At 36.9% G+C, this 20,185-nt stretch carries 21 protein-coding genes; 13 read left to right on the top strand and 8 right to left on the bottom strand.

Annotated elements, in window-relative coordinates:
• Nucleotides 1–3 precede the first annotated feature (3 nt).
• Entirely contained in the window at nucleotides 4–531 is a 528-nt protein-coding gene (gene speG, locus H0173_RS14250) for a spermidine N1-acetyltransferase (RefSeq protein ID WP_221847183.1), read from the top strand.
• Between the two features lie 30 nt (nucleotides 532–561).
• Here speG and H0173_RS14245 read toward each other — a convergent pair whose 3' ends face one another.
• On the bottom strand, nucleotides 562–1,239 hold the full coding sequence (locus tag H0173_RS14245) for a CPBP family intramembrane glutamic endopeptidase (RefSeq protein WP_221847182.1): 678 nt from the start codon (nucleotides 1,237–1,239) through the stop codon (nucleotides 562–564).
• 66 nt (nucleotides 1,240–1,305) lie between these two features.
• Here H0173_RS14245 and H0173_RS14240 point away from each other — a divergent pair, with 66 nt between their 5' ends.
• Complete coding sequence (locus tag H0173_RS14240; RefSeq protein WP_221847181.1) at nucleotides 1,306–2,253, top strand: AraC family transcriptional regulator; 948 nt, start codon at nucleotides 1,306–1,308, stop codon at nucleotides 2,251–2,253.
• Nucleotides 2,254–2,257: 4 nt separating this feature from the next.
• Here the strand turns inward: H0173_RS14240 and H0173_RS14235 are convergent, their stop codons facing one another.
• A complete protein-coding gene (locus H0173_RS14235) occupies nucleotides 2,258–3,490 on the bottom strand; it encodes an MFS transporter (protein ID WP_221847180.1) in 1,233 nt (410 codons plus the stop codon).
• Nucleotides 3,491–3,644: 154 nt separating this feature from the next.
• Here H0173_RS14235 and psiE point away from each other — a divergent pair, with 154 nt between their 5' ends.
• Both psiE and H0173_RS14225 read left to right on the top strand, forming a co-directional pair.
• A complete protein-coding gene (gene psiE / locus H0173_RS14230; protein WP_221847179.1) occupies nucleotides 3,645–4,079 on the top strand; it encodes a phosphate-starvation-inducible protein PsiE in 435 nt (144 codons plus the stop codon).
• A gap of 161 nt (nucleotides 4,080–4,240) precedes the next feature.
• Nucleotides 4,241–4,663, top strand: coding sequence for a hypothetical protein (locus tag H0173_RS14225; protein ID WP_221847178.1), 423 nt, complete (start codon nucleotides 4,241–4,243; stop codon nucleotides 4,661–4,663).
• 50 nt (nucleotides 4,664–4,713) lie between these two features.
• Here H0173_RS14225 and H0173_RS14220 read toward each other — a convergent pair whose 3' ends face one another.
• On the bottom strand, nucleotides 4,714–5,085 hold the full coding sequence (locus H0173_RS14220) for a DMT family transporter (protein ID WP_221847177.1): 372 nt from the start codon (nucleotides 5,083–5,085) through the stop codon (nucleotides 4,714–4,716).
• A gap of 167 nt (nucleotides 5,086–5,252) precedes the next feature.
• Here H0173_RS14220 and H0173_RS14215 point away from each other — a divergent pair, with 167 nt between their 5' ends.
• The 8 genes from H0173_RS14215 to tatC all read left to right on the top strand — a co-directional run bounded on the left by H0173_RS14215 (nucleotide 5,253) and on the right by tatC (nucleotide 13,436).
• The gene (locus H0173_RS14215) at nucleotides 5,253–5,849 is read left to right on the top strand and encodes a lysophospholipid acyltransferase family protein (protein WP_221847176.1); all 597 of its coding nucleotides are present in this window, start codon (nucleotides 5,253–5,255) and stop codon (nucleotides 5,847–5,849) included.
• A gap of 135 nt (nucleotides 5,850–5,984) precedes the next feature.
• The gene (locus H0173_RS14210) at nucleotides 5,985–6,509 is read left to right on the top strand and encodes a sigma-70 family RNA polymerase sigma factor (RefSeq protein ID WP_221847175.1); all 525 of its coding nucleotides are present in this window, start codon (nucleotides 5,985–5,987) and stop codon (nucleotides 6,507–6,509) included.
• Nucleotides 6,502–7,809, top strand: a complete 1,308-nt coding sequence (locus H0173_RS14205; protein ID WP_221847174.1) for a DUF4179 domain-containing protein — start codon at nucleotides 6,502–6,504, stop codon at nucleotides 7,807–7,809. The genes H0173_RS14210 and H0173_RS14205 overlap by 8 nt, the downstream gene beginning before the upstream one ends.
• Nucleotides 7,810–8,332: 523 nt before the next feature.
• The gene (locus H0173_RS14200) at nucleotides 8,333–9,640 is read left to right on the top strand and encodes a uracil/xanthine transporter (protein WP_221847173.1); all 1,308 of its coding nucleotides are present in this window, start codon (nucleotides 8,333–8,335) and stop codon (nucleotides 9,638–9,640) included.
• Nucleotides 9,641–9,914: 274 nt separating this feature from the next.
• Nucleotides 9,915–10,658, top strand: coding sequence for a gluconate 2-dehydrogenase subunit 3 family protein (locus H0173_RS14195; RefSeq protein WP_221847172.1), 744 nt, complete (start codon nucleotides 9,915–9,917; stop codon nucleotides 10,656–10,658).
• Between the two features lie 14 nt (nucleotides 10,659–10,672).
• Nucleotides 10,673–12,382: a GMC family oxidoreductase gene (locus H0173_RS14190; RefSeq protein WP_221847171.1), complete on the top strand. Its 1,710-nt coding sequence runs from the start codon at nucleotides 10,673–10,675 to the stop codon at nucleotides 12,380–12,382.
• 83 nt (nucleotides 12,383–12,465) lie between these two features.
• On the top strand, nucleotides 12,466–12,657 hold the full coding sequence (gene tatA / locus H0173_RS14185; protein WP_221847170.1) for a twin-arginine translocase TatA/TatE family subunit: 192 nt from the start codon (nucleotides 12,466–12,468) through the stop codon (nucleotides 12,655–12,657).
• Between the two features lie 8 nt (nucleotides 12,658–12,665).
• Nucleotides 12,666–13,436, top strand: a complete 771-nt coding sequence (gene tatC / locus H0173_RS14180) for a twin-arginine translocase subunit TatC (RefSeq protein ID WP_221847169.1) — start codon at nucleotides 12,666–12,668, stop codon at nucleotides 13,434–13,436.
• 52 nt (nucleotides 13,437–13,488) lie between these two features.
• On the opposite strand, the gene H0173_RS14175 is transcribed toward tatC, so the two are convergent.
• The 5 genes from H0173_RS14175 to gdhA form a co-directional block, all read right to left on the bottom strand.
• On the bottom strand, nucleotides 13,489–14,790 hold the full coding sequence (locus H0173_RS14175; RefSeq protein ID WP_221847168.1) for a serine hydrolase domain-containing protein: 1,302 nt from the start codon (nucleotides 14,788–14,790) through the stop codon (nucleotides 13,489–13,491).
• Nucleotides 14,791–14,965: 175 nt separating this feature from the next.
• Nucleotides 14,966–16,447 carry a sodium/proline symporter PutP gene (gene putP, locus H0173_RS14170; RefSeq protein ID WP_221847167.1) on the bottom strand — a complete coding sequence of 494 codons (1,482 nt, stop codon included), beginning with the start codon at nucleotides 16,445–16,447 and terminating at the stop codon, nucleotides 14,966–14,968.
• Between the two features lie 283 nt (nucleotides 16,448–16,730).
• A complete protein-coding gene (locus H0173_RS14165; RefSeq protein WP_221847166.1) occupies nucleotides 16,731–16,967 on the bottom strand; it encodes a hypothetical protein in 237 nt (78 codons plus the stop codon).
• 32 nt (nucleotides 16,968–16,999) lie between these two features.
• The gene (locus H0173_RS14160) at nucleotides 17,000–17,323 is read right to left on the bottom strand and encodes an ArsR/SmtB family transcription factor (RefSeq protein WP_221847165.1); all 324 of its coding nucleotides are present in this window, start codon (nucleotides 17,321–17,323) and stop codon (nucleotides 17,000–17,002) included.
• 354 nt (nucleotides 17,324–17,677) lie between these two features.
• Nucleotides 17,678–19,060: an NADP-specific glutamate dehydrogenase gene (gene gdhA / locus H0173_RS14155; protein WP_221847164.1), complete on the bottom strand. Its 1,383-nt coding sequence runs from the start codon at nucleotides 19,058–19,060 to the stop codon at nucleotides 17,678–17,680.
• Between the two features lie 190 nt (nucleotides 19,061–19,250).
• Here gdhA and gltC point away from each other — a divergent pair, with 190 nt between their 5' ends.
• Nucleotides 19,251–20,156: a glutamate biosynthesis transcriptional regulator GltC gene (gltC, locus tag H0173_RS14150; protein WP_221847163.1), complete on the top strand. Its 906-nt coding sequence runs from the start codon at nucleotides 19,251–19,253 to the stop codon at nucleotides 20,154–20,156.
• The last annotated feature ends 29 nt before the right edge of the window (nucleotides 20,157–20,185 follow it).

Genomic DNA, 20,185 nt, shown 5'->3' with positions numbered 1-20,185 from the left:
AGTATGAGTCATGGCGTTAGATTAAGACCATTAGAACGGGTGGACTTAGGTTTTGTCCATAAATTAAATATCAATGGGAATATTATGTCCTACTGGTTCGAGGAGCCATATGAGGCGTTTGTTGAATTACAGGATTTATACGATAAGCACATCCATGATCAGGGCGAAAGGCGGTTTATTGTCGAACATGATGGAGAAATGGTTGGTCTTGTAGAACTAGTTGAGATTGACTATATTCACCGAAGAGCCGAATTTCAAATTATTATTGATCCGAAGCATCAAGGACACGGGTATGCAACGATAGCGACAAAGCTTGCCATGGATTATGCCTTTTCCGTTTTAAATCTATATAAACTATATTTAATTGTTGATAAAAATAATGAAAAAGCCATTCATATCTATAAAAAGCTCGGTTTCTATTTTGAGGGTGAACTCATTGACGAGTTTTTCGTAGATGGGGAATATCATAACGCGATTAGAATGTGTATGTTTCAGCATCAATACCTCGGCAGTGATTCCATGGAGGCATGAAAAATGCTTGGAGCCTCTTGGTTCCAAGCATTATTTCTTTGGTTTTGTTAACATAAAGCGCAAATCAATTAAAGCATGCATAATAATAGGAAAAACTAGACTTCCCGTCTGTAAATACACTTTGGAAAGCGCAAATCCTACTAAACCGGTTAAAAGGACTCCCTTCCAGCCTTGATAATAGTGGGCAATTCCAAATATGGCAGCTCCCACAATGAGGATAAGATTGCCTTCAAGCTGGAATGGCGGAAGAGCTAACAAATGCAATAAAAATCCCCGATAAATAATTTCCTCGCAAATTCCTGCTGTAAGAGCAACGAGAATGGCTAGTCGCTTATCTATTTTTCCAGTTGGCACTAGATAGGAAACAGATGATGTTTGTGCTTCTTGATACTTTCGATAGAAGGGAAGCCTCATTAACACAAATATCATGACCAATATACCAATAATAAATCCAACAATCATTCCAGAGAATTGAGAAGCATCTTCGCCGGGAAGTCCTAAACCGATTTGTGCAAAAGCGGTTCCTGATAAATACACTGCAATTAAAATGATGAAAGTAACAGCCCACTCAGAGTAAATGACATATTTGAAATAGGCAATACGATCTTTTTCATCCAATGTTTCTTCTAATCTTTTTGTATATTTTTTGTCCCAGAATGGATAAATCCCAATTAGAAAGATAAGCAATATAATACCGAAAACAATCATAGCAATTTCTCCTTTTATAGTAAAAAAATCCTATTAATATACTACACAAATCTTTTTCGAATTGATATGATTTTTTTAGAAAATTCTAAAGGGCAGGCGATACCTTTTCAACAGCTGTTACTACTGCAAAAAGTTATTGATTTCATTGATGACCATTTAAAAGAGGAAATAGATCCAGAAGAGCTCGCCAAAATGGCAGGGTACTCTCCATTTCACTTTTATCGAATATTCCACAAGCAAATAGGCTACACGGTTATGGACTATGTGCTCAAGAGAAAGCTTCAGCATGCTCTCTATGAATTAGTAAGCGGCAAAAAAATTATTGAGATTGCTCTGGAATACGGATTTGATACACATGCCGGTTTCACAAAGGCTTTTAAAAGATGCTTTGGGAGCCCGCCAAGTTTATATAAACTTCATTGCCCTATTTCGCCTCCTCAAAAGTTAAATTTAGTAGATTTATATGAAAAAAATTTAGGAGGCATTGTTTTACAGCCGATGATTGTTTCAAGGCCATCATTTTGGGTAGCGGGAAAAACATTTAAAAGCAGCGTAAAAAATGTATCCTATACAAGGGATGCCCCAGCTTTTTGGGATCAGGAAGGTTTAAATGATGGGTCAGTTGAGAGAGCATTATATGCAGCTCTAGCTCCAAAAAAGCATGGGGAATATTGCATTAATTTAACGGAAGAAGATAATGATGAAGAGTTTACTTATTTATTTGCAGTGGATTTAGATGAACAGGTAAAACCATCAAACGAATTTCTGCCGTTTAAAATACCTGCATCCACCTATGCAATTTTCAAAACACCGGCAGTGGAAAAGGAGCAATTTGTATCTGCCATTAAAGGAACCTGGAGATATATTTTAGAAGACTGGCTGCCTCATTCATCCTATGAAGTAGATGAAAAAGGCTATGATTTTGAGTACTATGATGAGTACTGCCATTACTGGAACTATGAAAAAATCTATATGGAAATTCATTTGCCTATTAAAGAAAAATCTAGAGGATAATTAATTACCCTCTAGATTTTTTTAGCACTCTTTTATATAAGATTAAGACAGGTGACAGAAATAGGGCACTTGCTAAGATAGCTGTTTTAATTGAAAAGCCGGTAGCAATAACCCCGACTACAGGCCCTCCGCTAATTTGTCCAATGGCATCAACTTGACCTTTTACGGAAAAGAAGGTGGCCCGCGTTGTAGAATCAGGAATTAGCTTATTTAGCCAAATGTTCTCCAAAGGATACATAGATTGTCTGGCAACTTGAATGAGAATATAAAAGGCGAGCAAGCTTATGATACTTGTTGAGAAGGCAAAGCCAAGCAACGAAAAAACGATTAGTCCGCTTCCAATTAAGAGTGCGGTATAAATTCGTTTAAGCTCCCCATGAATAGAGCTGCGATTTAAATAATGAAGAACGGTAAAGGACAGAAGCACAACTATAAATTGAACTCCGCCTAATAAGATCACCATGTTTTGATCTGTTAGATGTGCTAAATTAGATGCTTCAAAGAAATGCGAGATCCAAAGCCGGTCAAATCCTTCACTATAAAATCCGACAAACAGTGCAATTAGAAAGAGCAGCCTCATTAATTGACTTGCCTTTGAGTAGGCAAAGATTTTCCTAATGTTCCCCTTCATATTTTCTAAGGTTGAAATACGAGTAAGCTCATGTAATGGTTTGAAATGATCTTCTTTCATTAAAAAGATTAAAGAGACACTAAGACCAACCATACATAAACCGCCAATGACAATCGGGAGATTTATCATAAAATAGCCAGTTGCCATACTCAAAGGAATGGCAATGACTTTTCCGAGGCTACCGGCTTTGGCACCTGCAAGAAACGCAGAGGAAGCACGATCTTCCCCAATTTCATCTGAAATCCATGCCTGCTGTGAACCGCTTGTAAAAGTATAGCCAATTCCCCACAGGATTTGAGAAATAACAACAGCAGTAAATAACGGGAATAATCCCTCAACAACAAAAGCGATCCCGATTAACCCGTAACCAATTATTATAGAAAGCTTCCGGCTTTTCATATCCGAAACAATGCCAGTAGGAATTTCAAAAAGAAAAACGGTCAGCTCTAAAATCGTCCCTGCTAATACAAGCTCGAACGGATTAAGTTTCACGATTTGTACGTGATAAAGCAAGTTCACAGTAAAGATATAAGTAAAGAAAAATTGTGCTAAAAAACACGTATAGATGTAGACGTTATAAGGATTTTTTGTTTTGAATACATTCATTTTTGTCCCTCCTGTATTTAAATTATAAGAAGGAGGGATGAGGTTTTCTTTTCCAAATTTGCGATTTTCAGATTGTTTACAGTGAGTTTATATTAAATTGAAACTAGCGTGGTATGTTTGTAAAGTAAATACTGCCTTATAAAGGGGGATTTTAATGAATGTAAAAAACAGGCGTATTTTGGCGTGGTTTAACTGGATTCCTGAGATTCTTCAAATCGTATTGAATACCTCTCTTGTTATCTTAGCTTTCATTTTAACGATATTACTTGTTAAGGAGTTATTTATTTTTTTCGGACTGCTGTTTGAAAATAATAGTAATGACTATAGGCTTTTCCTTGCGAACATCTTAATTTTCTTTTTGTATTTTGAATTTATCTCGATGATCGTGAAGTATTTCAGGGAAAATTATCATTTTCCGCTACGGTATTTTATTTACATTGGGATTACTGCCATGCTCAGACTAATTATTGTAGATCATGAAAATCCAATTCATACCTTTTTTTACTCATTGGTCATTGTCATCCTCATCATTGGTTACTACATCATGCATATTACCCCGCGTGATTGGCAGCGAAGGAAAGATACTTAGAAGGGCTTTTTTAATACACTTATTCAAATAGCTGCCATAAAAAATTTCCCCGCATTTCTGTATATGCTCCAATGTATCTTTAACGACTCAATAACATATTAAAGGGGAATTCCCGAATAAAGAGAATAGTATAAAGTAATAAAAGAAAAATGGGGATGACAATGAAAAAATCCATATTTATTCTATTTATGTTTTTTGCCTTTTGTTCAACCACCCAAGCACTTTCTTGGGCATATCCATTTGTTGTTTGGAAAGGGAATGTTTATGAAGTAACCGATGAAGACGTTATAAAGGTTGAAAATGTCATAGGGGAAGTAAAAAGTAAGCCTGATGATCGGACAGGGGACTATATTGGCGATGCATCAAACATTTACCCTGTAGGAACGAAGTATTACGAAATTAGCGGAGTTTCCCCGTCAGATGCTTTAGCGGTTGTAGTGGAAGAAGGGAAGTGGAAAAAGGCAGTGTTTGTCCATAAAGCACAAACACATTGGACTTCTTATGTTTTTAAAGCCTTTTTGTTTTTTATTGTCTTATCATTGTTAATAGCTATTGTTATCTCGATAAAAAATTCCAAGGACTAAATACAACGCTTGCCCTTTTACATTATTTGAAGAAACAAGCGTTTTAAAAATTATTGATTTTCCATACCAGCAGGATTTTGTGAATGCTCTTGAATCTTTTTCTTTTCGTTATCCCCAATATTAAGCCCAATAACTCCAAATATAATGAGAATAATTGAAATCGTTTTGATTAAATTGAGTGATTCCTGGAAAGCAAAATAACCAATTAGCGCAATGGCTGCTGTGCCTAGACCAGACCAAATGGCATAGGCCATACTGACAGGAATTTGTTTTAGTGAAAAGTTTAGACATGTAAAGGCTAATAAATAAAATACTCCCATTAATATAGAAGGAAGCAATTTTGTAAACCCTTCTGAAAGCTTCATCGAGACAGTTCCAGCAACCTCCAGCAGGATCGCTCCCATTAAATATACCCACGCCATCCTTAAACACCCCTCTTGTAAAATGTTCAATAAAGGTAGAATAGTAGAGTAGGAATCACTTTGTCAAATATATCCATACACAAAATTAGTACCTGTTCCTAATATCAAACTTTAGTTATTGATCGAATTGTTCTAAAATGGAAGAATAAAACTATTGGGGGATTATAATGTTATATCATATATTCAGCAGTATTTTGTTTGTCCTAATTAAGCTTTTCAACCGATTAGAGATCAGGGGGAAGGCAAATATTCCTTCTGGTCAAAGATATGTAGTGACTTGCTCACATAAAGGCTGGGTAGACGTGATTATGCTTGCGATTGCTTTATATCCTACTCCTGTTCATTATATGGCTAAAAAGGAACTATTTGAGGGAAAATGGAAGAATCGTTTTTTTCAATCAATAAAGGCTTTTCCAGTTAACCGTGAAAATCCCGGGCCAAGCACGTTAAAGATTCCTTTGAAGCTATTAAAAGAAAACAAGTGTGTTGGCATTTTCCCAAGCGGCACGAGAACAAATGAAGATTTGCCATTAAAAAGAGGAGCTGTAACCATTGCAGCAAAAGCCAATGCTCCATTATTACCGGCAGTATTTAAAGGTCCGACTAATTTTTCTCAATTATTTAAAGGAGAAAAGTCAATAGTCGTATTCGGTGAACCAATCATTTTTCAAAAAGAGCAGAAGGATGGAAGGAAAGAAGACATTATTGAAAAGCATGTAGAATTATTGGTAAACGAAATGAAAAACTTAGAAAAAACTTTATAATTTAGGGCCAGTTTCGAAAGGACTGGCTCTTTTTGCACTTTAAGAATTTAAAGGGTAAAAAGGAAATTTATATAAAATGAAACGTTTTACATACCTAAGCTATCTAACAGTTAGAAGAAGGGAGGGGCACAAGTTTTGACAGATATAAAGAAAGTGTTAAAAGCAAAGAAAGGAAACCATAAAGCTTTTCAGGAACTAATGGAGGATGAAAAGATTAAGCTTTATAAAATTGCCTATTTGTACATGAAAAATGAGGATGACGCACTAGAGGTTTTTCAGGAGACGGTCTACAAAGCTTTTATTTCTATAAAGAACTTAAAGGATGAAAGGTACTTTTCTACATGGCTGACTCGAATTTTGATAAATACAGCTTTTGATTTGTTGAAGAAAAAGAAGAGAGTCATTCCGATGGAAAGAGAAGTATTGGAGAGTAAAGCAAATTCCTATTTGCCACATGAAGAAGATTCAGATTTGCTCCAAGCAATTACGGAATTAGATGAAAAATATAAGACCGTGTTAATTCTGCGATTTTATAAGGATTACACGGTAAAACAGATTGCAGATCTTTTGGATTATCCGGAAGGTACGGTGAAAACAAATATTCACAGAGGGATTAATTTGCTGCGAGAAAAGATAAAGGAGGATTGTGTAAATGAATAACGGACTTCCAGAATTTAAAAAGGAAATGGACAAAATTTCGGTTCCAATAGACAAACTAGATCAAATTATTGTTCATACCATTAAGGAAAACGGAAGAAAGAAATCAAAGAGGAAAGTGGGTCTCTATTCGGTTAGTGCGGCGGTGGTAGGGTTTGGATTATTTATGGGTTCTGCTATTGTATCCCCAGCAATGGCAAAGGTGGCCTCTCATATTCCACTTGTTGGAACATTTTTCAATGAAAGTGCTGATGAAGGCTTAAGAATTGTAGGTCAAAAGGGCTTAACACAGATTATTGATCAATCTTCAAAGGATAATGGCATAACTTTAACGATCAATGAAGTGTTTTATGATGGGACCCGCTTTACTATTGGGTATACACAAGAATCATTATTTGCATTTGGGGACATTGAGCGGCCAACAATTGATGTGAACGGAAAGGAAATCAATTTTAGTTCTTCTTATTCGGGAGACTTTATCACTCCGCAGAAATATAAAGGAGTTATCGATATTACCCCAACGGAGGAGCTGCCAGAGCAGTTTGATATGAAAATCAGGATTGATGCAGTGGGCTTAATCCCTGGAAAGTGGGAATTTGAATTTCAGATGAAGCAGTCGAATACAGTGACAGTTGTCCGACCGAATGAAGTGAAATTAATTAATGATGCAGAGGTGACCATCCAATCCCTGAAGCTAGGGCCAGCTGGAACTGATCTGACTGTTGGGATTTCAGCTGATAAAAATAATCAAAAAGTCGATCCGTATTCTTTGAATTTTTATGTAGTTGACGAAAATGGCGATGTATTAGACTCTGTGACTGCAAGCGGGTCTGGAGAAACAATTGATGGAAAAGAAAAGGCAAATCTTCAGTTTTTATACTCACCTTTAAAAGAAGGTGTTAAAAAGGTTAAGATTTTCCCGTACATGGTCCCTACAGTGGAAAATGGATATGAGGAAGTGGCTGTTCAATTAGATGATGCAACATTGCCTATTACAATGGACCAAGGAGAATCTGGGAAAACTATTATTACAGATATTCAATATGAAAATGATAAGACTATAGTCAGCTTTGAAGTTCAAAGCGATACGATTATTGACAATCATGCTTCTTATAATGGGATTTGGCTCGAGGATGCGAATGGTAAACGGATCTGGTCGAAGGACAATCCAATGGCAGAAAGAATTGAAGGAAACCATTTTAGGCAGGAATTTCCCACTGAACAGAAGAGGGGTTTACAGCTGAAAACAACAAAATTGCTGAAGATTATTATGTTTGAAGAATTTGAGATTAATATTGAATAATGTTTGCTAAAGCCGCTTCCGAATTTGGAAGCGGCCTTTTTATGGGGAAATAATGCCAATAACCCCAAGAAACAAAATGAAAAAATTTTTATCAAAAGGCTATGTTTATATTATAATAGAATTCGGCTGAAACCGTGGTAAAAGCTCGTTTTGTTATAAATTATGCCAACTTTGGGTGAGTATTGAAGAGTTTGCAGATGGATGGAATGTTTTTTAAGCTTAATGTCAGCAAATTTGAGGTTATATCCGCAACTTTTGAGATATATCCGCGACTTTTGAGGTTATATCCGCGACTTTTGAGATATATCCGCAACTTTTGAGATATATCCGCGACTTTTGAGAATATATCCGCGACTTTTGAGATATATCCGCGACTTTTGAGATATATCCGCAACTTTTGAGATATATCCGCGACTTTTGAGAATATATCCGCAACTTTCGAGATATATCGGCAACTATCAAGATAAATTAGCAATCTCCAATCTTTATCCGCAATTGTTTCAAATAGAAAGTGGTGATTCATATGAACAAATGGTTTTCATCTATGACTCTTTTTTCTTCTGTTCAATGGCTGTTTTTTATATTTGCGAATACAGTCATGGTTCCCATTTCAGTAGCAAATGTATTTCATCTGCCGCCTGAAACGATGGCGATGATGTTAAGAATGTCCTTAATATTTACAGGGTTGGCGAGCATCTTTCAAGGGTGGAAAGGACATAGATATCCTTTAATTGAAGGACACTCAGGTTTGTTATGGGGATTGATCCTAAATCTTGGCCTCTCTGCTTCGTCACTGGGAATGAGTCTCACAACCATTGGCGGGGGCATTGCAACAGGTGTTCTTTTAGCAAGCTTAGTAACTATTATCCTGGCGCTTTTTAATGGAATACCCCTATTAAAATCAATTTTTAATCCGATGGTGATGTCGGTTTATTTATTTTTATTAACCTTTCAACTCGTATTAATTTTTTCAAAAGGGATGTTGAAGGTAACGGAGCATGGAACAATTGATGTTCCTGTTAGTTTGTTTTCCATTGGACTAGTCGTTTTTGTGATTCTGTTAAAAATAAAAGGAAATAAAGCCATTAGCAATTTTTCTATCTTAATTGGTTTAATTGTCGGTTGGGTTTTCTATGATCTATTATTTATGGATTCCGTCGCGAAGGTTACATCATCTGCGAGTGTGGCCTTTACTTTATTTCCATTAGGAAAACCAAATTTAGAAATTGGTATAGTCGTTGTGGCATTTTTTGCGGGATTAATGAATTTAAGCAATACGTTTTCTGCGATTAATGCGGGGGAAAGAGTGTTTCATAGAAAGACAGGCAACAAGGAATATCGCTTCTCCATTTTTATTTCGGCATTATTTACGGTTGTTGGAGCTGGCTTTGGACTTGTCCCGTATTCTCCCTTTGCCTCTGCGATCGGATTTCTACAGAGTACAAGAATACTGGATCGGAAACCTTTCTATATTGGCGGAGCTTTGCTTACCATTATCGGTTTAATCCCACAGATGGGCTCATTTTTAGCAACCATGCCAGTAACAGTAGGAGATGCCGTCCTGTTCGTCGCTTATTTACAGCTTTTCGGGACAGCCTTTAGCAGTTTAAATGGAAAAGTATTTAATTCAAATACAATTTTCCGATTGGCGATTCCGGTACTTGTCGGTATTAGCTTAATGAATATTACACCATCGTTATTCAGTAATCTGCCCATTCTAGTCCAGCCATTTATTTCAAATGGGTTAATTATGGGTGTTCTTCTATCGATTATTTTGGAAAAAGTCGTAAATTGGTCTTCGATGGAACAAATTGAATTAAAAAATAGCTAGCACAAGCCCTCTGTTTATGAACAGAGGGTTTTTTATTTGGTCATTTTTACTCTAGTTTAACCAATGATAATTAATTGATTGAACTCAATGTCCCATTTCCAGGCATGTACGGGAATGGGCTTTTTGGAATGTGCAAGCTAATCCATGCAAACCCATGATTAAAGCAAAAAATATCTGTCTATAATGATAGCTAACTTATGGATAGAGAAATCTTCTATAAATACTACTTTTTACCGCTTTAAGACATAAAAAACCTATGAAGGAGGATCAACGCATGTCAGAGGAAAAAGAAAAAAATATATCCCGGCGTGACTTTTTAAAAACATCTGGAATTGCGACAGGAACTTTAATTGGTGGCGGCTTGATTGGCGGTTTTATCGGCTATGGAATAAATAAGCAAACGGCACCGAAGAAAGTGGAAGAAATACATAATGTTACAAGCCCAAAAGGAAGAATGTTTTTTACAAAAGAGCTGGATTTCAATATCCTATCTAAAGCAACAGAAAGAATTTTTCCAAAGGACGACCTTGGCCCAGGAGCGATTGAGCTTGGGGTCCCATATTTTATCGATAATCAGCTAGCAGGAAATTATGGAAGCAATGCAAGAGAGTATATGCAGGGACCACACTTTATTGGTGCTCCCACACAGGGGTATCAGGCTTCATTAACACGTGCAGATGCATACAGACAAGGGATAGCTGCCCTGGATAAGGAAGCGCATGCTCGATTTAATAAGAGCTTTGTCGATCTCGAAGGCGGGCAAATGGATGAAATACTTACGGCATTTGAAAAAGGAGAAGTGAAAATGACAGGAATCACATCCGACTTTTTCTTTAGGATGCTGAGATCTGCCACCATTCAAGGGGTATATGCTGATCCAATATACAGCGGGAATAATAATATGGATGGCTGGAGAATGAAAGACTTCCCAGGAAACCAAATGTCATACCTCAATGTCATTGATAGTAAAAAGTTTCAGAAGATAGAACCGCTATCGTTAGCGAATATGGAGCATTAAAAGGAGAATAGTTTATGGCGAAAACAATGGATAAGGTTGATGTTGTAACAGTAGGTGTTGGCTGGACAGGCGGAATTGTTGCAGCAGAATGTGCAAAGGCCGGCCTTAAGGTTGTAGGGCTTGAGCGAGGAAGAGAAAGAGGAACTGCTGATTATTTACATGTTCATGATGAATATCGATATGCGATTCGTTATGAATTAATGCAAAATCTTGCAAGAGAAACAATCACTTTCAGAAATAACCGCAAAATGAAGGCACTGCCTATGCGTCAGATGGGTTCATTCCTTTTGGGGGAAGGTTTAGGCGGTTCAGGAACGCATTGGAATGGTTGGACCTATCGGTTCTTACCATATGATTTTGAAATAAAAACGCTTACTGAGAAGAAATATGGGACAAACAAAGTTCCGAAAGATTATACGTTGCAAGATTGGGGATTAACATACGATGATTTGGAGCCTTATTATGATAAGTTTGAAAAAACAGCTGGAATTTCAGGTGAAAAAAATCCTTACGGAGGGAAGCGCTCTGACGAATATCCAACACCCCCTATGAAAATGACTCCGATACTTGAAAGGTTTGATAAGGCAACCAAAAAAATGGGGCTTAAACCTTATATGATGCCGGCAGCTACGATTTCCCAAACATATACGAATCCGGATGGTGAACAAATTAATGCATGTCAATATTGCGGATTTTGTGAAAGATTCGGTTGTGAGTATGGAGCAAAAGCAACTCCTGAGGTGACAGTTGTTCCAACTGCATTAAAAACAGGAAATTATGAAGTCCGATTTAATTCGAATGTAGTTGAGATTTTAAAACAAGGAAACAAAGTCACAGGTGTAAAATATATCGATATTCTTACTTCAGAAGAAATCATCCAGCCAGCAGATGTTGTTGTTCTTACAAGCTATGTATTAAACAATGCAAAACTGCTAATGGTTTCTAAGATTGGAGAGCAATACGACCCTGAAACGGGTAGAGGAACTTTGGGAAAAAATTATTGTTACCAATTAAACGCAGGTTCAACAGGCTTTTTCGATGATCAAATGAATGTATTTATGGGTGCTGGAGCACTGGGGATGACGTTAGACGATTGGAACGGAGATAATTTTGATCATAGTAACTTAGACTTTATTCATGGTTCAGGAATTTGGATTACTCAGTCAGGTGCTCGTCCTATTTCTAATAATCCCGTTACTCCTGATGTTCCATCTTGGGGTCCGGAATTTAAAAAATCGTCGATATATAATTACTCAAGAACACTATATGTTGGCGGACAAGGTGCGACAATGCCGCATAGGGAAAACTTTATGTCGCTAGATGAAACTTATAAAGATGCATATGGTTTGCCGCTGCTGCGACTTACATATAATTTCACTGACCAAGACCGTGCCCTCTTTAAATTTTCAAACGATAAAACAGAAGAAATTATGAAAGAGATGGGTGCCAAGACAGTCGTACCTGAAAATGTTATAGAAGAATATGATATTGTTCCATATCAGACCACTCACAATACAGGCGGTACGATAATGGGAACGGATCCTGCTGCAAGTGTTGTTAACACCTATTTGCAGCATTGGGATGCCGATAATCTATTTGTAGTTGGGGCAGGGAATTTTGTTCACAACAGCGGGTATAATCCGACTGGTACAGTAGGAGCACTGGCATATCGTTGTGCTGAAGGAGTTATTAAGTATAGTAAAACTGGCGGAAGTCTTGTTTAGACTATAATTTATAACAAAAAAGTTCAATTATTATTTGAAAAACTTGGCAACATCCAAGTTTTTCTATTTAAGGAGGCATTGCTATGGGATTATCATCAATTGGAATACCAGGTTTAATCATCATCCTAGTGATTGTTTTAATCATATTTGGTCCAAAAAAACTTCCGGAAATTGGGGGAGCATTTGGGAGAACGTTAACCGAATTTAAGAAATCAACAAAAGAGATATTGGATGATGAGGATACACCTTCAAACGACGTTAAAAAATCTGATTAGGTGATTTTATGACTTATAACAAAGAGCAGAAGAATAATGATGTTTCTGATGTATCAGAAAAAGCAGGCAATGGAGGGACACTTTCGGATCATCTTGGCGATCTACGCAGACAGCTTATTAAAAGTATATTTGTCTTTGTCTTTTTTTTGATATTCTCCTTTGCTACGCTTAATTGGTGGCTGCCTTATGTGACGAGAGAAAATGATTTAGTTGTACTAGGTCCGTTTCAGGTAATCAAGCTGTATACATCCATATGTTTGACAATATCTCTTGGACTATCACTGCCATTTCTCATTCACTTTATCTGGCAATTTGTGAAACCTGGATTAAATCCGAAAGAAATTAGATTTCTCGGGTTATATGCACCTGCCATGTTTTTTCTATTTATTGTAGGATTGGCGTTTGGGTATTTCATCGTCAATCCTCTGAGCTATCAGTTTTTAATAAAAATGGGTGCTATGAATTTTGACGTTTTAATATCTGCATCTGAATACGTTCATTTCCTTATTTTAACAACAGTTCCGTTAGGATTGTTATTTGAGATGCCCATCATTGTTATGTTCCTTAATTCCATTGAAGTCTTAACAGCAAATACATTAAGAAGAGTAAGGAAATGGTCATACTTAGTTATTGCGATAGTATCAGCCCTCATTACACCGCCTGATTTTATTAGTCAGTTAATTGTTCTGGCACCAATGGCTTTGTTGTATGAACTAAGTATATTACTTGTAAGACAGTTGGAAGCTAAGAGAGATAAAGAAATAAACATAGAAGGATAAGAGCCTATTCTTATGCATCCGATCGGATTGCATAGAGAATAGGCCTCTTTATTTATGCTTTTTTTATTAACATATTTTTATTTCCATAGTAATCTATGTATTCAACATGATCTATTTTTTTATTAGTAAAGTGAATGTAGAGTTTTTCATGAATCATGTTAGTTAAAAAACAGAGTGTTCCTGGCCTTTCACTGATCGGGATTAGCTTAAATTTATAGATGGCCCCATACATTTTTGGTACAGTCAGATAGAATTCGTTATCTTTATATGATATGTCTATTGTTGCTTCAGGGTTATTGTTAAAATAATACGTCCCATCAATGGATATGGGCTCTTTTAACGAAATCGGCAGAGCCGGATCAGGAAGCACTCCAAATTCGCCGAAAGCAATTTTCGCGAGTTCGCGAGTTAATTTCATAACAGGTGTGATATTCATATTACTTAAATGAATGATCGTTATTTCATCATCTTGAAATGCTAGGAAATCATTGGTAAAACCGCTAATGTCACCGAAATGTCCTACGTATTTCTTGTTTAAGTATGATGCATTTACTAAACCGCATGCATAGTCTTCTAAGTTAGGAGCAAGCATTTGAGTTAGCGTCGCCTCACTTATTAAAATAGGCTTACGAAGAGCCTGACTCCATTTATAGAGATCGCCTGTTGTTGAATATAGGCCATAGCCGCCTAATGGAAACGATAAATCAGCAAATTCAGCATGAATTGGTTTTTCCCAAAATGAATAACCAGATGCAAGACCGTGAATGATTTCTCGGCCATTATCTACTCCTGTATCATTCATACCAAGGGGAAGAAAGATATTTTCTCGCATGTAGTCTGAATAGGCTTGACTAGTAACTTTTTCGATTACAGCTGTGAGCAGCATATAATTGGAAGTAGAATATTCGTAATCGCTTCCTGGATCGAAATTCAACGGTAGATCTTTAAATGAATTTATTATTTCTTGAAGTGTTGCGGGAAGTCTCATTGTTTTAAACCAAAAATCTGGCATTCCTGTAAAATCTGGAACTCCACTTGTCCCGGTCATGCAGTGATATAAAGTTATTTTTTCTCCATTAGGGTAGTGGGGTAAGAATTTGCTGATTGTATCATCGATATGCAGCAGGGCACGCTCATGAAGCTGATAAATAGCCATTGCTGTAAAGCCTTTTGTAATCGATCCAATTCTAAATTTAGTTAAAGCCGTATTTGGCACTTCGTGTTCCCAGTTCGCCATTCCAAAGCCGTCATGCATAATTATCTCGCCATTTATAGCCACTAGGATTGACCCATGAAGATAACCGTTTTGCTTGTAAGCGTTTATCCAGTTTATTATGTTTTTTTCCTTTGTCATAATATCCCCCTCTTTTATTTTATTTTAATACAAAATTATAAAAAAATGGAAAAACAACTGTCGAAAAAGGCTGTAATTCCTTGACGGATCTCCTTATTTCCTGGGAAAATGTTCGATAATTGTAACTTAATTGCTGATAAAAAAGAAATCCTCCTTATTAAAGGAGGATCACTTTTTATGATTCACTTTTTAGTAATCTGACACTTTCATCAAATTCTTTTTCAATTTCTTCGTTGCGCTTATATGTGATTAAGCTGACAACATAGGTAAGAATTAAGTTAATAATGAATCCTGGTACGATTTCATATAGTGTATCGCCAAGGCCAACGTTCTTCCAAATGATTACTGTTAAAGCACCTGAGATCATACCAACAATTGCTCCCCAGTTTGTCATCTTCTTCCAATATAAGCTTAGGATAACGGTTGGACCAAATGCAGCTCCGAATCCTGCCCATGCATAAGCTACAAGGCCAAGAATCGTATCATTTTGCTGCCAAGCAAGCACTGCAGCAATAATTGATACAGCTAATACTGCCAAACGGCCAAATAGGACATACTCTTTATCAGTACCGTCTTTTCTTAACAAGACTTTATATAAATCTTCTGTTAAGGCACTAGATGTAACAATTAATTGTGACGAAATCGTGCTCATAATTGCTGCAAGAACAGCAGCTAGTAGGAATCCTGCAAATAGAGGATGGAAAACAATTTGTCCTAAAGTAAGGAATACAGCTTCAGGATTGTCTAGCGTATAGTGAGTGTTATTATGGAAAAATGCAAGACCAATAAATGCTGTAGCGATGGTTCCAATTAATGAGAAGATCATCCAGCCGATACCTATGCGACGTGCGGCTTTTGTTTCTTTAACTGAAGTAATGGCCATAAAACGAACGATAATATGAGGCTGGCCAAAATATCCAAGTCCCCACGCCATTGCGGATATGATTCCGATAGTCGTCGTTCCTTTAAAGAAATCAAGTAATGATGGATCAATCTCTCTAACAGTATTAAATGTAGCAGCTATTCCACCTGTATCTGACAATGCAAGGATTGGAACAAGTAGTAATGCTACTAACATCATTAATCCCTGAAGAAAGTCAGTATAACTAACAGCTAGGAAACCACCGAATAAAGTATAGGCAACTGTTACTCCACCAACAATTAAGAGACCTGTATGATAGGATGCTCCAAATGAACTTTTGAAGAATACAGCACCTGCAACCATTCCAGAAGACACGTAGAATGTAAAGAAAATAAGGATTACAATACCTGAAACAATTCTTAATAATTTTGTTGTGTCTTTGAAACGGTTTTCAAGATAACCCGGAATGGTGATAGAATCATTTGCTACTTGTGTGTAAGTTCTAAGTCTTGGTGCAACAAGCAGCCAGTTTAAATAAGCACCAATTGTTAACCCGACAGCGATCCAAGCATCCGCTAAACCGCTTACATAAATTCCGCCTGGTAACCCCATTAATAGCCAGCCACTCATATCAGCAGCACCAGCACTTAAAGCAGTAACCGCTGGTCCTAGTGAACGGCCACCAAGCATGTAATCTGTCAGATCACTTGTTTTCCGATATGAATACCATCCAATAATAAGCATGGCAGCCATGTAAATACCAATGGAAACAAGCTGAAGACCAGTATCTGACATGTACATCCCTCCAATTTATTCGATATTTATAAAAAAAGTAGAAAAAAAACTAATTGTATTCTAACATTAATCGACAAAAAATGCGATGTATAATTTTCCTAAATAATATCTGTAATGTTAATAATTATTATTCATTACTCTTTTTTATGTAGAAACCATTGATAATATTGAAAAATAAATAAATCGGTAGAGGAAAGGATTAAATTCTTAATAATAATTTTAATTATACTAAAATAACAAAAAAGCGAGAATTATTATATAATTCTCGCTTTTTGCAATAAAATTATTCTACATCTTTCAACAATTTTTCTATATTTGTAAGTCGCAGATTTAATTCCTGAATGGCTTGCATTTGCTGCTGCTGAAATTGAGCATTTTCTTTATCGAGCTTTAGTCGCTCATCTGCCCGGCGTTCCATCCGGCGAACAATCCTAACGATAAAAATAACAACAATAATAGTAATAAGAATTGGAATAGTAAGTGATCCAAAAGCAATCATTTGAAATAGAACGTCACTCATATAAACCTCCTGAATTTTTATGTATGCTAGTTTTATTCCTTTCTATTTTTTAAAGTAATGCTCTCAGCGGCTATGGCAATTAGGTGTTCATTTAACTGAATGTTAAATGGGACAAGCTCATAATATTTCATGGCTTTTCCAGAATCAGAAAGTTCATGCTGACCAATTACAAGACCCGCATCCTCAAGCTTTTGTAGATGCAGATAAAGTAATGGTCTGCTAATCCCCAACATCCGAGCTAACTGACTTACATATTGCCTTTCAGCCTGAAGTATGCCAATAATCTTAATCCGATAGGGATTTGACAATGCTTCCAATGACCTTAACAAATCGTCACCAAATAATATATCTTTCATATGTAATAAATTTATTACATGTAAAAGAAAAATGCAACAGTTTTCTTTAAAATATGATATTTTGTTGGAAATTGATTATTTAAATAAGAGGCCCTTTTCGTAAACTTTGTTTATTTAAGACAAAACAGGGAACCGTTCCTTTCCACTACAGGCACTTGCTTTCCGCGGGGAGGAAGTCGAGCCTCCTCGCCGTTCCGTCTGTGGGGTCTCGACCTTTCCTCTATTTCCCGCAGGAGTCAAGTGCCTTCCGCTCCAATCCACTCTGCGTTTCCAATGTTATTCAAAGCAATAATCTTTTAGAAAACAGCCAAAATAAAAAAGGATATGGCAAAAAATTGCCACATCCTTATAAGTTTATACTACCCCTTGCACAATCATTGCATCAGCTACACGAATGAAACCGGCAATATTTGAGCCGATTACAAGGTTTCCTGGGTAGCCGTACTCTTCAGCTGCATTTACTGAATTTCGATAAATATTGGTCATAATTTGACGAAGTTTTTCATCTACTTCTTCAAATGTCCATGAGATTCTTGCGCTGTTTTGTGACATTTCTAATGCTGAAACAGATACTCCGCCAGCATTTGCTGCTTTTCCTGGAGCGAATAGAATATCATTTTTTAAGAAGACATCAATGGCCTCTAAATTTGATGGCATATTAGCGCCTTCACCGACTGCTTTTACGCCATTGGCTACTAATATATTTGCTGAGCATTCATTAATTTCGTTTTGAGTTGCACATGGCAGGGCAATATCACATGGAATGGACCAAATACCGGAACAGCCTTCAACGTATTGTGCTTGCGGATGCTCATAAACATATTCAGAGATTCGTTTGCCCTCGACTTCTTTTAGACGTTTAACTGTATCAAGATTTAAGCCGTTTTCATCAAATATATAACCATTTGAATCACTGCATGCTACAACTTTGGCACCTAGCTGTTGGGCTTTTTCAATAGCATAAATGGAGACATTTCCTGATCCAGAAACAATAACAGTACTGCCATCAAAGCTATGGCCTTTGTCTTTGAGCATTTCTTGTACAAAATAAACAAGTCCATAGCCAGTAGCTTCCTTCCGAGCTAAGCTGCCGCCATATTCAAGTCCTTTGCCAGTTAATACTCCTGCTTCATAAGCCCCGCGCAGTCGCTTATATTGACCAAACATATAGCCAATTTCTCTTGCACCAACACCAATATCACCAGCTGGAACATCTGTGTCAGGGCCAATATGCTTATACAGCTCAGTCATAAAGCTTTGGGTAAAGCGCATGATTTCACCATCTGATTTTCCCTTGGGGTCAAAATCTGCTCCGCCTTTAGCTCCGCCAATTGGAAGACCGGTTAAGGAATTTTTAAAGATTTGCTCGAAACCGAGGAATTTGATGATGCTTGCATTGACTGTAGGGTGGAAACGGATACCGCCTTTGTAGGGGCCAAGTGTACTGCTGTACTGTACGCGAAATCCGCGATTAACTTGAACTTTGCCTTGATCGTCGGTCCATGGAACACGGAAAGTAATGACTCTCTCAGGTTCAACAATTCGCTCAAGAATATTTTGATTCATGTATTTAGGATGTTTAGAAAACACGGGCAAAAGTGAATCAAAAATTTCTTCAACGGCTTGGTGAAATTCAGTTTCATATGGATTTCTTACCTTTACTTTCTCAAATACTTCATTTACATAATTAACTGCAACTTGGGATTCGTTTTTTTTCACTTCCTCTATAGTTTGCATATAGCATCATGTCCTTTCTATATAAAAATTAATTTTTATTTGTTAACATGTTTTGTATTCTTTTTGAAAATTTATCCAAATAAATGGATTTTGTATTAAGGAAATTTTATAATGAATAAATAATCTAAACAATATGAATTTTAGATAAGTTTAATGCCGCTTTGAGATCATTCAGGTGAGGTGTGCAGAAATGGAATTAAGACAAATTCAATATTTTATGGAGGTTGCAAAAAGAGAGCATGTAACGGAAGCTGCAGATGCACTTCATGTAGCACAATCAGCTGTCAGCCGGCAAATCTTTAATTTAGAGGCGGAGCTAGGTGTGGATTTATTCATTCGAGAGGGAAGAAATGTAAGATTAACCCCAATCGGAAAAATATTCCTTGAGCATATGGAGGAAGCGATGAATGTCATCGAGAATGCAAGGAGAGAGGTAGACGAGTATTTAGACCCTGAAAAAGGTACAATTCGTGTTGGCTTTCCCAGCAGTTTAGCCGCTTATACACTCCCAACTGCCATCTCTGCTTTTAGCCGCAGGCATCCTGATGTGAAATATCAGCTTAGACAAGGATCTTATCAAAGTTTAATAGATGGGGTTATTAAGGGTGATATTGATATGGCTCTTTTAGGGCCGGTACCAAAGGACGAAAAAAAAGTTTTGGGCAATATTTTATTTACAGAAAAAATTGTAGCACTACTTCCATCCAAACATCCGCTTGCCGATCGGAAGTCTATTAAGCTTAGCCAATTAAGGGATGATTCATTTGTTCTCTTTCCGAATGGCTATATTTTGCGGGAGATTACTGTGAAGGCGTGCCAGCAGCAAGGGTTTCAGCCGAATGTAACTTTTGAAGGGGAGGACATTGACGCAATAAAGGGTTTAGTCTCAGCCGGTCTAGGTGTAACCCTTATTCCTGAGATTACATTGATTGACAGTTTGCCTCGCCATACTGTGAAAATATCAGTTATCGAGCCTCAGGTAACGAGAACAGTTGGAGTCATTATTCCAACCGACCGTGAAATGCTTCCAACAGCCAAGCTCTTTCATGAATTCCTCAATGAGTTTTTCAATATGCTAGGAAGTTATCAAAGATAACTTTTAACTAAAAAAAGCCTGTTTTGAAA

Source organism: Bacillus sp. S/N-304-OC-R1, from assembly GCF_019749375.1.
Lineage (GTDB): Bacteria > Bacillota > Bacilli > Bacillales > Cytobacillaceae > Cytobacillus.
Note: the sequence above shows the minus strand (reverse complement) of the source record. Positions and strands in the feature narration are given on the sequence as shown.